Source organism: Desulfuribacillus stibiiarsenatis (assembly GCF_001742305.1).
In the GTDB taxonomy this organism is placed as follows: domain Bacteria; phylum Bacillota; class Bacilli; order Desulfuribacillales; family Desulfuribacillaceae; genus Desulfuribacillus_A; species Desulfuribacillus_A stibiiarsenatis.
The window spans coordinates 277469-291200 of sequence record NZ_MJAT01000001.1 but is presented as its reverse complement, the minus strand read 5'-3'; the positions used below and the strand labels follow the sequence as shown (position 1 = coordinate 291200).

Sequence of the window (13732 nt, the reverse complement as noted above, 5' to 3'; positions counted from 1 at the left end):
CGATTTTTCTATACTAATTCTCAAGTTGATTGTTATTTTATTGGCATCTCATTAACTTTACGCCAATAACTGACGATTAACATCAATATCGGAATTCCTATCGTCGCTATAATCGTAAATGTAGGCTTATAATACCTAATAAAATGGACGAACGACTGCATATCGGCAAATGCTAAGATTGAGATTAGAACTGTTAACAATCCGACTGGCGCAATTGTCATGTTTATATTGCGAATGCGGAACCATTGGCTCATCGTCATGCAAGCGAAATAGTAAATTGCTATTATTTTTATCGCTATCCCACCAACCCAGATTCCTAGAATAAACGCGTCTAATCGCTGGATAAAATCAAACACATCAATATTACGTACGATTTCGAGTGCCGGGAACTGAAATTGTGCAGTACGTTCTGCCCCAAAAATTGCAATTGCAAGAACTCCTAACATTAGCATGACACCTACTACTAATACAGCACTGATACCTACTTGTGGTAACTTGCTATCAATCGTACGCAAATGCGGTCCTGCCATTAATATAATGAAACTTACTTGACTTAACCAGCAATACAGAATAATCGCCCCATAGATTGATGGCATGATACCGTCATAAAAAATTGGTAGAAAGTATTGAAAATGAATCTCTGTAACATTAAAAAGAATGACAAGTATTAACGTAAGAATCCCAAGTGGTGTTAAGATTTCATTAACGCGACAAAACACCTCTAATTTATGATGAACTCCATAAGCCACAAGAAGTATCATGGAAATGGCGAGGGCAGTCATCGGTGTACTGTCTAAGAATACATTCAACAATACTTCATTTATTTCCCGTAAGGCGACTCCTCCTAACAGGATGAATACAAATATATAATAAAAAGATACCATTCTTCCTAAAATGTGGCCAAACAACGTGTCTGCCGCATCAGCAATGTTCCTGCGGCCAATTCTAAGCTGAAGTTTCGCCGCAATCCAGGCCGTAGCAGCAGCCATCGCCGTGGCGATCAAGACAGAAATCCAGGCATCCTCATGGGCAATCTCTGCTAACAATTGTGGTGGAATAATATCTGCCGTTGAAATGATAAATGTAATGATAAGGAAAAACAACTGTTGATAACCAATCCTCCCTTTTTCTATTTCCAGAGAAGACAGCGGTCTATGTATAGCCATATTGATTAGCTCCTAACGAAATGGGGATATGTTGACTGGATTTTTCGCTTTTGTATACGTGTCAATCTTCTGCTGTAAGATTATGATTTGTCGCATTTCATCATCACGCATTTGAGCGAAAAACTGCCTTGCCTCTGGATTGGTCATTTTAACCATAACATTATTAAAAAAGGTTTGACGGTACACCTTGTTTTCTAAGACGTCCTTCAACCAACTGACTTTGTTCATTACAAGCCCTCCTGCTACATTAAATTCAGCTTATCCATCTTATCTTTAAGCATTTTCAAGTGCTGTTCATCCTGTACGATAAACGGTTGAAGTAGCTTACTCATTTCATCGTCATCAAGGATTTGCATGACCTTTGCTGTTTTCTTAATCATTTGTTCCTTCAATTCAATTGCCTCTTCGAAAGATATCTTGGTTAAATCTTGCTGAGAAACTCCGCCACCCATAACTATCACCTTTCCATGTAAAAAAATTCATATATCGATATTTTCTACGATACTTGTTATTTTTATGCTCTTTTTTTATCTTTTGGTAATGGATATAATAGAAGGGATTGCTAAAAGGAAGAATGGATTCCGATTCGGAAAGGAAGTGATATGTTGCGGGGGACTATAATTTCAACAGTCATCATGAGTATAATTGTCATTGCTAGCATTTCCACATATCATCTTTATACGAAATACGAGATCAATCTGTTTACGTACATTTCCGAGAACATTTTCAAGCGCCACGAACAGACCCTACCGACACCCGATGATATCATTGAAAGTGAATTGGATTTGGAATACAATACGAACGGACTTGAGCGTCCCCATTACATTGTAAAAGCACAGCTTGATGAACGGAAAGCTGAGATTAACGGCCATGTCACTTTAAAAATAAAAAAGCCAACGACGGAAACTCTGGCCTTCTATAATTTTTCCCCTGGGAATATGCAAAACATGGATATATTACAAGTATCCTTGAACAATAGCGCTACTTCCTTTGATTTTCGCAACAATAAGCTAACTGTGGCTTTGAAACAAGGATTGTTCCCTTCTAAAGTAGAAACCATTGAAGTCGAAATCACATTTCGCACAAGGGTTCCTCGAATGGGAACTCGATTTGGCGTGAAAGACGATATCTGGCTACTAACTACATGGTATCCAATTTTGGGAACATTAGATGAAAACATGCAATGGATTGCCCGTCCTACACCCGTCGGTTATGGCGACCCTTTTTACTTCCAATATGCCGATTATGATGTGTATCTCCTATGCGCGCCAGATATTCAATGGGTAACAACTGGCTCTCTAGTCAGTGAAGGAACTCAAGAGCAACTCAAAAAATACCACTGGCAGGAATCGATGGTACGCAACTTCGCGATGGTTGGCAGTAAGCATTATACAATCTATGAATTCCCTACCGACGATGATGTTACAATCCAAATCGCATTAAATGGAAACCAACGGCTAGAAGAAGTTCAAGATATTATTGAGTATTGCTATCCATTATACAAAGATGTGTTCGGCAAACTTCCTTATCGGACAATCTCAATTGCCGAGACAAGCTGGGGTACGAACTTTGCCCTTGAGTATCCCAATATTGCGATATACTCAAAAGATTTATACCAGCAAAATATCCTTGAACGTTGGTTGCCTCATGAGTTCGCTCACATCTGGTGGTACAACGCCGTTGGAAATCAGGAAATCACAGAAGGTTGGATTGATGAGGGATTGGTGGAACATGCTGTTGTGTTATACCTAGAAACTCGCTACGGAAGCGGAAGAGCGCAACAATTACGTAACTATTTCCGTACCAAAAATCAGCAATTAATTGCCCAGAAACCGAATGCAATGATGAATCGGACATTAATGAATTTTGCCAATCGCAATGAGTTTTTCGATTTTTGGTACTATCGTTCCGCTGATATGTTTCTGACGTTACGTGAGGAACTAGGAGAGATTAAGTATAACTATTTTCTACGGACCTTATTTGACAATTATAAAGGCCAAACAATCGGTATCGAGGATTTGAATTCCACGTTACGTGATACATTGAAAGGGCAACATCAATATTTCCAACAGTGGGTAACAGGACCATTACAGCAAACACCCTTTCAATTACAGGCGACCCCTTTACCAATTAAGCTCAATGGTCATCATTTGTCAACAGAACAAGTCCGCTATATCGACTGGGAAGTCTATATTCCACTTTCAATTCTAGAAGATATCCTATTTAAGCGGATTGGTAGTCCGCTGACAATTGATGAATCGAATGGGCAAATTTATTACGAACAGCAATTAACGTTCTCATTGCCTGCCCATGAACTGAACGGAACATGGTGGATTCCTTTGGAACTTCTAAAGCATATTAGTACTACACAATATACATGGGACTATGATCGTAATCTGGGAACAATCAACGTAATGTACCTAAATTAAAAGGCTGACTCAGGTTTTTATAAACCACGTCAGCCTTAGCTTTTCTTTTTGCAATTATGCTTGTTGCACATTTTCTACCGCCCATGTCTTTAATTGTTGTCTTGCCAGTTTCCCACTGCGTGTCTTCGGCAACTCTTTTACAATATAGTAGTGGTTAGGCACACAATCTTTCGCAAACTTCTCCGAAATAAATTGATTTAACTCCACCTTTAGACTCTCATCAAAGATAACACCATTTTGCAAACATAAATAAGCGAATCTTAATTCACCTTGACTAATATCAGGAACTCCTACCACACCCACATCTACAATCGCATGGTGCTGCTTCAAAAGATCCTCTAATTCAAAATGGTGATGTTGGTAATAAAAAGGACTCCAAGTCTCCATGATTACAACCCCTTTGTTAAAAGTATGGTATGTACTACGTGTACATTCTGTTGTTGCGGCGTATTTACGTCGATAGCTTTAACTCGTACCTATTGCATTTGTTTATGAAATGTTGTTACAGATATATCTATATTTTGTATTACTACATTAAGCATTATACGCTACTGTTATATAACTATTATATTAACTTCCTCGTGAAAATGCAACCCTACGCTTTTGTTTTTTATAACCTTTTTCCAAAGTTATAGAAATTACCTGCTTCTACTAGGAACACGCGGAAAAAGCTACTTCACAACGAATCATGAAGCAGCTTTGCATGTATATGAAATTTTCATAAATAGTAGTAAAACCTCGATTAGAATCCAAAGAATCCTCTTCTAGGAGCGCAACCACCACGCACCGGAGATACAAGCGTTGGGATTGGCACTCGAATTGGAACAGTTCTTACAACCCGTTGTGGTACGCGGACAGGTACGCAAACTGGTGTTGGCACAATAGGAACACGTACTGGACAAAGTACTGGTCTACGAACTTCTACTGGATATGGTTGTGGTGTGAATACAGGGTATGGTAGAGAGATCGGAGCAGCAGAAGGGATTCTTGATACTGGGCTTGTGATAGGACTTGTAATAGGGTTTCTAACTGGGCTTACAAGAGGTCCTGTAAATGGACTCACTATAGGTCTAGCCACTGGACGCTGGCAAGAGCATGGTTTTTGGCAAGTGCATGTTTTTTGGCAAGTGCATCGTTGTTGACAACTGCAACTTCTTCTACCGAATAATCCTCCAAAGAATGATTTTCCAGAGCACATAATTATCACCTCCTTAATAAAATCACCAAATATTTATCATCTGCATAGGCTATATCATCAATCCTTAGAAAAGCATCTCGATTGCCTTTTCAGTATTGAGTAGTCCCATACCTTGCATAGTCCTTGCAATACCAGGAAGTTTTGTGGTAGTAGCGGATAGAACTTGTCGAATCTGACCGAAGTATAGCTGTGGATACCGTTCGAGCATGAGTGCCACCGTACCCGTTACATGTGGAGTCGCCATCGATGTTCCCTTGAGACGCTTGACGCCACCGTGTAACCAACATGACAGAATATCAACCCCAGGAGCACATATATTCACCGGAACCCCTCGACTACTAAAGCTAGCGATTTCATCTTCTTCATCCGTCGCACCGACCGCAATCGTAAATGGATATCGACCAGGATAACCCATCGCTCCGTCAGGGCCGTTGTTACCGGACGCAGCAATCATAACTGCTCCTCTTTCATATGCTTGTAAGTAAATTTCTTGTAACGTCTGATTCGAACTACTAGTTCCAAAACTCATGTTGATTAACCGAATATCGTTCTCGACACACCATTCTACAGCCTTACCAATGTCTGAAAGCAACGCTTTGCCGTGCTTATCAAATGCTTTTACAGGATATAACTCAGCTTCTGGTGCAACCCCTATTAAACTTCCTGGTCCACCTGACGCCGCAATTGTTCCAGCAACATGGGTTCCATGACCATTATCGTCTTGTGGGGAAATATCAGGATTTATAATGTTGATACCCTGACGAAGATTCGCCACCAGCATTGGATGCGATAAATCGACTCCTGTATCAATGACTCCAACTTTTACACCACGCCCTGTCGCGTATTGCCATGCTTCTGGGGCATGAACCTTTTCTACTCCCCATGGGACAATTGTGCGACTGGTAATTGGCATATGCATGTATGGGAAAAGAAATGGCAAGGGCTTGATTGTGACTTCTATGTCATCATCAACTCTCAATATGTTAGGATCTCTTAATAGATCACGCTTGTTACAGTTCCCATAAAATTGGCATGTAACTGCTCGAATACTTGGAAGTGCATGAATTGGATGTGCACCTCTATGTTTCAGATAGTCAAGACTCTTATGAAGTTCACGTTCCATATGCCAATTTCTAAATACGATAATCTTTCTATTTCTTTTTGATAGTTTTTGATAGGGCTTATAAGTAGTAGCTAAAAATGCCGCAATAGCTAACGGTATATGAAATCGAACTTTCATAATTATCACTCCATTTTTTTAGAGAAGGTGAAACAATGACAACCAATAATCGTCAAGTCTATTTTCCGTTTCGACCGTATCAAGGACTTGAAACTACTGTGGACGGTAATCTACCTACCACAATGAACACTAGTGCGGAGGTATTACCAAGACATCGATTCTCTCCATTTCTAGTAAGACAACAACTAGATTTAGCACCTGAACCAACGGCATTACCTCTGACTGAGGAATTGAATATTAAAAGCATCCATAAAGTTACGAAAGATTTTATGGGTACTCTCAGTACCGTTGACCGTTCTCTAGATTTAATGATTAAAGTATTAGCAATCCTAGATAACTATCAAGCAAACGTGTCAACCGCTGGTGGTAGTAGTGCACTAGGTGGCCTTGGCATTGTGAAAATGGCTGCAGATTTCGTGAAAAAGATTGATATGAATCAATTAGAGCGAGTTATCAGCATTTTACAATCTCCGTTTGTGATCGATTTGCTAACCTCTGGTCTCCAATCTGATGAAGGGTCAGAAAATAACTAAAGCAATTCTTTACACTAGCATTATATGATGTGGGAGAAATGTCGCCTGTGTAAAGGTCTATACTTTTAGAATTTGGGCAGTAAAAGCATTGGATTTGAGAGGACAATACTTGTTAATCTTATAGCTATCCAAATGAAAATACGGTAAGGAGAAAGGCTAGCTTTCGCTAGCCTTGACTGTCCTTACCCCTATTACTTAAGCATATTTTAGTAACCAATTACGATTACTAATAGAATAAACACTATTAACACATGAAATTAGCAAGCGATAATCACTATAAGGATAAACAGAACTAAGATAATAGAAATGTTACCTTGTAGCATGCGCGTCAACTCCTTTCAAGGCTATTAGAATCTCTTACAACTTCTTCTAGAAGAAGAAAAAGAGGAAAAACACAATGATTATTACCCACCAAATCCAACTAAAAGAAAAAGGTCTACGACATCCACAAGATGTATTTGCATGCATATTAGAAAACCTCCTTTATTTCTTTGTTCGTTTTATTTTATGTACTAAGCGAAAATCCGTAAGGCACATTTGCCTATTCTCTACACCTATTTTTAAAACTTGGCAATTGCCTATGCCATAGAGAAGGCTTTCAAGTCTTGGAACACCTTGGGCTCTACGTGCATAGGCTATATCGTCTATGAAATTCATGGTTATTGCAACCAAATGCTATTAAGAGAAGGTGATCGATATGAAAAAAACGAGAGTCAAAGTGAAGAAAGCTACACAACAGTCGACTAAGAAAACTGCTACTAAGAAAACTGCTTCCGTTCAAGAAATTAGCGCTCCTGCTTTGCCAAGCGAAGCAATGACCATTAAAGATATACACTCCATTACGAAGGACTTAATCTCTACCTTTGCCACAATTGAGAAATCACTAGTACTCCTTACGCAGCTTGCAACTGTTCTTGAGAAGTATAATATCAATCTGACTGATTTGACACGCCCGCAAAATCAGAGAGGACGTCTCTTCCATCCTTATGAGCCTCAACCAAGCAATCCATTACATGGTCTCAAGCAACTGATTGCAAGGGTGAATCCAGAGCAGGTTGAGAAAGCAGTCAATCTACTGCAAAACAAAGAATTGTCTGACTTGCTTAACAACCTTAGTAGTCAGCTAGGTCAACAACAAAATGAAAAAGGCTAGCACGTGCTAGCCTTTTGTAGAACTGATATTCCATTCATTAGCAACCAGTTACTGGGCTGCTGTAGCACACGATGATTACTAACAAGATGAATAATACTAAAATCAATGTAGCGTTATTTGTTAACCATTGCATTCGGATTCACCTCCCCAATAGAGTATCTTTATCGATTCACTAAACTACTGGGTTGTAGGAAACGATTATCACTAAAAGAATGAACAGTACTAATACTAAAGTAGTATTAGATTTTAACCAAGCCATTCTGCTCACCTCCTTATATTCGTAACATTTAGATTATAAAACCGCCGCCACCAAAGCCACCAAAACCGAAGAAGAAAAAGAAGAAGAAGAAACCGAAGATAATAATGTGGTGGAAGCCAAAACCTGCGAAGAAGTTCGTTGAAGCTTGCATGTTAAACCTCCTTTTTTCTTGTTCTCGGTTTATTGTATGGCCGTTGCATCCATTTCGATATCAGCACTCGCCTATTTATAGCGCCCGTTTCTAAGTGTTTCACTCACAGTAAAAAACCCATCCGCACTCCAGTCTGATTTATCTCAACAGCGTTACCAAGTCTCTGGCGAAAAATGGGGAAAATAAAAATATACAAGGCTAGCCGAAGCTTGCCTTGTATATCGAGGTGTTCAAAAATTAGTAACGCACGGTATTACATAACGGCGCTGAGTTGTAGTTAAAGATAATCACTAATAAGATAAACAATACTAGAATGATCCCTACGTTTCCTGATAAAAAGTTCATTCACAATCACCTCCTGTCTACCTTACTATTGTATGGGAGGTGTTACTTTTCTGAAATAAACATTCAACCATTCTTCACGCCCTTTTGAAAACAAAACTAACGCAAAGCTACATAGTTAAAAAGGAACACCTATAGCAATTACTGCTTAGGTGTCCTAGAAATTACTTCTTCTTCTGTTTTACACTATCTAATATACTATTCAGTGAACTTGGATCCTTCGGATTAAAGTTATGCTTCTTCAATGTCTTTACTAATTGATCTAACTTATCGTCATCTGTTTTAACATTCGCCATCTTCGCTAACATCTTGAGCGTGCCCTTTAACTGCTTTTCATCTGTTAGAGTTTCTGGGCTAATTGTTTTCGCTAAGTTCTTTAATTGATCACCATGCTTACCTACAAACTGCTGGAACTTCTCATCTTCAAAAATGTTATTCGACAAGGATACTCACCCCTTCATAGATTTACATTATAATGTATGAAGAAGTGGCCCTCGTGGTTAGCCCATTTTTCTGCATTCTAGGTGAAGAATTGCCAAAAACGCTTTCACACCAATCGTCAAGCTGTGTTCATCAATGTCAAATTTAGGATGATGCTGCGGATACACAATCCCTGTCGACTGATTCCCTGCTCCGATGAAGAAATATACCCCAGGAATCTCATTCAAAAAGTATGAAAAATCCTCTCCACCCATCACTGGTTTCATTGCAATTATCTGCTCTGATAGCAGCACTTGATGGAACTCCTGCTCAATTTCAGTAGCCAGCTTCGAGTCGTTGACGACCGGTGGATACCCTTCCATATAACTGATTTCACAGGTAGCGCCATGGGCCTGACAAATGGATTGAATCATCAGGTGCATGCGTTCTTGTATCATTTCACGAACTTCTGGTTGAAACGTTCGCACTGTGCCAGTGATTTTGGCTTTGTCTGCAATAATATTAAAATTCGTTCCCGCTTGCATCGTTCCCACGGATATCACGGCGGATTCCAATGGGTCTATATTTCTACTGACAATCGTTTGTAGTCCTTGGATGATGTGGCTTGCCACTAAGATTGCATCAATGGTTTGGTGAGGCATAGAGCCGTGGCCGCCTTTGCCTTGGATATGGATGATAAATCGATCAGCTGCTGCCATAATAACACCTGGTTTCATTGCCACTGTTCCGACCTCAAGGGAAGCCCATAGATGAGCGCCAAATATTCGTTTCGCTTTGCCTAGAGCGCCTGCTTGTATCATAGCACGGGCACCACCAGGTACTTGTTCTTCAGAGTGTTGAAAAATCAAGCGTACGGTCTTCTGCAGTAACCCTTGCCGCTGGATATCACACAAAACCTTTGCCACCCCAAGTAAAATCGCCACGTGCCCATCATGCCCACAAGCATGCATGACTCCCGTATTCTTGGAAGTATATCCACAGACCTTCTCATCAAGGATTGGCAAGGCATCCATATCCGCACGAATCGCAATCTCCTCGTCTATTAAACCGCTAACAATCCCAACAAATCCTGGTATATCTGGGTATTCAACAATTTCTACCCCCATTTCGGACAACCACTTCTTCACTCGTTTAGCTGTTTCCCACTCTTGATTCGATAGCTCTGGCTGTTGATGCAGAATCCTGCGCCATTCACTCAATTGCTCGATTAACTGCTTATCTATATAGTCCACCCAATGCCCAACGGTTTCGGTCAAAGGAATTCTCCTTTCCAATAAGGAATTTATCTCATAAAAACTCTATCTGAACTAAGTTTTCTTTATCTGAACTCATATCTGCTTTATCTGTTCAGTCACATCATACCAATCTGCCCTTTTAAAATTCAAGGGGTCATCATGGTAAACAAACAGATAATATGTAGTTCTTTGCTCCATCGTATTCATGATGTCATACTGAAATGATTCAATTTGCACATATTTACTGAGATTCCTCATGTTGAGTTGCGCGTACTGCGGATAATATTGTTCAATTACAGTTGGATCCGATACCAAAACCTGTTTCTTCTTTTTCAAATCGTCACTTGTATAATTATGTAGGACATCGGGTAATTTACCATGTGGGCTTAATCGAACAAAGTCAAACTTCATGAAATCTCTAACAATTGAAACCTTAGCATCGTTTGAGTCAGAAGTTGCTGAGACAAAAGCAAATAAAAAGTCGTACATAGCACCCTGACTATGAGATTTTTCAAAAAAACCCTGCGCGCTTGCATATTGAGCAAAGCGCTCATAGAATTCAAACGGAGACTTCTCCTGTGCTATTAAGTACGCCAATGTATGTGTAAATTGATGAGAATTATAATAGTGATCGAGAATATGCTCAATATCCCTCAAAAGAATGACATCATCATAGGTTAAATCATTCGTTTGTAATATTTCATATGGTGGCTCGTCCATGTAGATAAAACCGTATTCCTGCTCTCGCATTCTCATGCCGGAGCCCTTTAATACCTTAAGAAAACCCATTTGTAACTTGTCTGGCTGTAGCTTGTATACATCATCAAAGGACTGTGCGAAGCGTTGGAAATCCTCGTGCGGTAATCCGACAATCAAATCGAGGTGTTGATGGATATTGGCGCCTTCTTGTAATCGTAGGACAGCCTCTTTTAACTTTTGAAAATCCATCTTGCGCTGGATTGCGTCTAATGTCTGATCATGGGTAGATTGGACACCAATTTCAAACTGAAACAATCCTAACGGAGCGCCCTTTAAGAATTCAAGCATTTCATCCGTTAATAAATCAGCAGAAATTTCAAAGTGGAAGTTGGTGAATCCCTGTTGATGCTCGATAATCCAGCGGAATAAATCCATCGCATATTTAGGTGCACAGTTAAAGGTTCTATCAACGAACTTTACTTGCTTGACCTTCGCCTCTATAAACTTCTTCAAATCGCTTTTCACTTGCTCGATTGGGAAGAAGCGCACACCTTGATCCGTTGACGAAAGACAGTATTGGCAAGAGTACGGGCATCCTCGAGAGCTCTCGTAGTAGATGATGCGATACTGAAAATCTAACGGGTCAAAATTGTCGCCGTAAGGTGACGGGATTTTTGCCAGTTCTTTGATTTTCACCTGCTGCTTGGCCTCAATGATTTCCTGGGAAATTGGGTCTCTGTATGATATTCCTATAAGGGTATCTTGTAATTCTGTGGATGGAAGATCTAAAGTTAGCATTAGCTTTGCAAATGCATCCTCACCTTCACCACAGATGATGTAATCAATTTCAGGATACGCAAGCATTCGTTCCTTGGAATCGAAGCTCACCTCAGGGCCACCGAGTACGATTTTTACCCTTGGGGCTACTTTCTTAAAATTCCGGATCACTTTAAGAATCGAATCCACATTCCAAATATAGCACGAAAAACCAATCACATCAGCTTTTTGTAGATATAAATCAGCCACGATATCCGCTAGCTGTTGGTTTATTGTATATTCTTTGCGTACAAACTCGACTGGATACTGTTCATTATAATGCTCACGATAGTATGTTTCTAAGTATCGGATGGCGAGGTTCGTATGTATGTATTTTGCGTTTAAAGAAACTAGCACAATTTTTTTCATAAGTTTCATCCTTCTTTTACATTCGCTACACTCATTGTAACATCTTAATTATACTATAAAAGCTGCCAAATTAAAAAAAACCTAGCCCAACTTCAACTAGGATTTACTTTCTTAATAATTGGTACATAACAATTTGCTCTACTTAATAATCTACTCTACTTAATAATCTGCTCTACTAAGTATTTACTTTACTTAGTATATTAGCTGCCGTATGGCCCGTTACGATGGCCCCTTCAATGGAAGACCAATTCAGATAATCACCACAAAAGACCAATCCACTTCTAGCATTCTTTCTTTGATCATTCTGAAAATCAACTACCTCTTGTGCTTTCCCAACATACGGGCAAGGGAGACCAATCGGCATATCATATAACTTAGACCAAGTGACATGCTGGCGGTATTTCGGTATGATTTTTTCTACTTCTTGAAGTATTGTTCGCTTTTTTTCCACTGGTTGTAAATGGGCGATCTTTGAAGTGAAGTTCTTATGGGTATACGCGCAATGAACGCCTAATCCTTTTGGAATGTGTGTTGCACATTTTTCGTGTTCTAGGGATATGGAAGAAATGCCAACGTGTTCAGTCGATGGTGTAATAAAGCTAAAAGCGCCAGGTCGGAAACGGAAATTGTAACCATGTGCTACACATGTTGTTTTCGAGTAATATTGTTTCTTTAAGAAATTTGATTGTGCTATCGACAAGTCAAAAGCATTAGGAAAAAGCGCATCGGCATAGTGACTCGGAATCGCCACTACAACTTGAGAAGCATTCCAGACCTCATGTGATCTTCTATTATCATTCATCCCATCTAGCCTCAGCATTCGATCCGTTATAACCGTCCAGCCCCACTGCCGTTTTAACACTTGCGTTGCCTTATATCCTAGTTTCACATCACAGAGGTTCGCCAGAGCCTCCGGAAGTCGTTGCATACCGCCTTTTAACGTAAACAGATTAAACTTTAAGCTGTTCTTGATTAAAGACATATACAGCGTAATACTAGGCTCTGATGGTAACATGAAGAACATGGATGATAATACTGGATCAATCGTCTTTGACAAAATCCTATCATTTAACTTTTCTAATGCATATTCTTCAACTGTCATTTGATCGATTCCAGCACTTTTCTCAATGTGTTGAAAGCTTATTTGTTTGCGGTATTTTATTAAATCTTTGAATATTGCTAATAAACTTAAACGATCAATTATCGTTAATCCTGGAGGAAACATTCGATGCCAAAGTGAATCTTGATCGGCAATCTGAAATGTTCCATTGATGTCCATGAACATCGCGTTATGAAATTGTTCAAGATAACTATCAATTTCCAATTCCTTTATCAATTTCATAGTCTCTATATAAAACCCTGAAACGAATTGAGCTCCTACCTCAAATATAGAATCATCGACTTGGTCTGTGAATATGCGACCACCGACTCGATTTTCTGCTTCTAGAACCAATACTTTTTTCCCTTGTTTTTGCAAATCATAAGCGGCAGTCAAACCTGCGAGACCTGCTCCAATGACAATGACATCCGCGTTCACATATTGCTGATTTGGTGGTTCATCTTGATGATAATTCATAGATTCGCCTCTAATCATTTTGTGTTACGTTTAGTTTTTACTGATTACTACAAAACATACAATTCCTTACAAATGTTTTAAATATTTTACAATTATTCTCAGGCCTATAGCAAACCGACTTATAC

14 protein-coding genes are annotated in these 13732 nt (G+C 39.4%); 3 read left to right on the top strand and 11 right to left on the bottom strand.

Annotated elements, in window-relative coordinates; all coding sequences use genetic code 11:
- Positions 1-32 precede the first annotated feature (32 nt).
- The 3 genes from BHU72_RS01270 to BHU72_RS01260 are packed head-to-tail and all read right to left on the bottom strand — an operon-like array spanning position 33 to position 1627.
- Positions 33-1166: a GerAB/ArcD/ProY family transporter gene (locus tag BHU72_RS01270; protein ID WP_069700798.1), complete on the bottom strand. Its 1134-nt coding sequence runs from the start codon at positions 1164-1166 to the stop codon at positions 33-35.
- A gap of 12 nt (positions 1167-1178) precedes the next feature.
- Positions 1179-1394 carry a hypothetical protein gene (locus BHU72_RS01265; RefSeq protein ID WP_069700797.1) on the bottom strand — a complete coding sequence of 72 codons (216 nt, stop codon included), beginning with the start codon at positions 1392-1394 and terminating at the stop codon, positions 1179-1181.
- A 14-nt stretch (positions 1395-1408) separates the two neighbouring features.
- Positions 1409-1627 (bottom strand): hypothetical protein, encoded by a 219-nt coding sequence (locus tag BHU72_RS01260; RefSeq protein WP_176720363.1) that lies wholly within the window; start codon positions 1625-1627, stop codon positions 1409-1411.
- Between the two features lie 174 nt (positions 1628-1801).
- On the opposite strand from BHU72_RS01260, the gene BHU72_RS01255 reads away from it, so the two are divergent.
- A complete protein-coding gene (locus BHU72_RS01255) occupies positions 1802-3595 on the top strand; it encodes a M1 family aminopeptidase (protein WP_176720362.1) in 1794 nt (597 codons plus the stop codon).
- Positions 3596-3649: 54 nt separating this feature from the next.
- Here BHU72_RS01255 and BHU72_RS01250 read toward each other — a convergent pair whose 3' ends face one another.
- The 3 genes from BHU72_RS01250 to BHU72_RS01240 form a co-directional block, all read right to left on the bottom strand.
- The gene (locus BHU72_RS01250) at positions 3650-3982 is read right to left on the bottom strand and encodes an AMP-binding enzyme (RefSeq protein WP_069700794.1); all 333 of its coding nucleotides are present in this window, start codon (positions 3980-3982) and stop codon (positions 3650-3652) included.
- A 355-nt stretch (positions 3983-4337) separates the two neighbouring features.
- On the bottom strand, positions 4338-4793 hold the full coding sequence (locus BHU72_RS01245; RefSeq protein WP_141709215.1) for a hypothetical protein: 456 nt from the start codon (positions 4791-4793) through the stop codon (positions 4338-4340).
- A 64-nt stretch (positions 4794-4857) separates the two neighbouring features.
- Positions 4858-6033 carry a S8 family peptidase gene (locus tag BHU72_RS01240; protein WP_069700792.1) on the bottom strand — a complete coding sequence of 392 codons (1176 nt, stop codon included), beginning with the start codon at positions 6031-6033 and terminating at the stop codon, positions 4858-4860.
- A gap of 35 nt (positions 6034-6068) precedes the next feature.
- Here BHU72_RS01240 and BHU72_RS01235 point away from each other — a divergent pair, with 35 nt between their 5' ends.
- Complete coding sequence (locus tag BHU72_RS01235) at positions 6069-6566, top strand: hypothetical protein (protein WP_069700791.1); 498 nt, start codon at positions 6069-6071, stop codon at positions 6564-6566.
- Positions 6567-7263: 697 nt separating this feature from the next.
- The gene (locus tag BHU72_RS01230) at positions 7264-7719 is read left to right on the top strand and encodes a hypothetical protein (RefSeq protein WP_069700790.1); all 456 of its coding nucleotides are present in this window, start codon (positions 7264-7266) and stop codon (positions 7717-7719) included.
- Positions 7720-8006: 287 nt separating this feature from the next.
- On the opposite strand, the gene BHU72_RS16310 is transcribed toward BHU72_RS01230, so the two are convergent.
- The 5 genes from BHU72_RS16310 to BHU72_RS01210 form a co-directional block, all read right to left on the bottom strand.
- Complete coding sequence (locus BHU72_RS16310) at positions 8007-8129, bottom strand: hypothetical protein (RefSeq protein ID WP_301553462.1); 123 nt, start codon at positions 8127-8129, stop codon at positions 8007-8009.
- Positions 8130-8635: 506 nt separating this feature from the next.
- Entirely contained in the window at positions 8636-8914 is a 279-nt protein-coding gene (locus BHU72_RS01225; protein WP_069700789.1) for a stage VI sporulation protein F, read from the bottom strand.
- Positions 8915-8971: 57 nt separating this feature from the next.
- Entirely contained in the window at positions 8972-10168 is a 1197-nt protein-coding gene (locus tag BHU72_RS01220; protein ID WP_245671824.1) for a M20 metallopeptidase family protein, read from the bottom strand.
- A 72-nt stretch (positions 10169-10240) separates the two neighbouring features.
- Positions 10241-12031, bottom strand: a complete 1791-nt coding sequence (locus BHU72_RS01215; RefSeq protein WP_069700788.1) for a B12-binding domain-containing radical SAM protein — start codon at positions 12029-12031, stop codon at positions 10241-10243.
- Between the two features lie 175 nt (positions 12032-12206).
- On the bottom strand, positions 12207-13607 hold the full coding sequence (locus tag BHU72_RS01210) for a protoporphyrinogen/coproporphyrinogen oxidase (RefSeq protein WP_069700787.1): 1401 nt from the start codon (positions 13605-13607) through the stop codon (positions 12207-12209).
- Between the last annotated feature and the right edge of the window lie 125 nt (positions 13608-13732).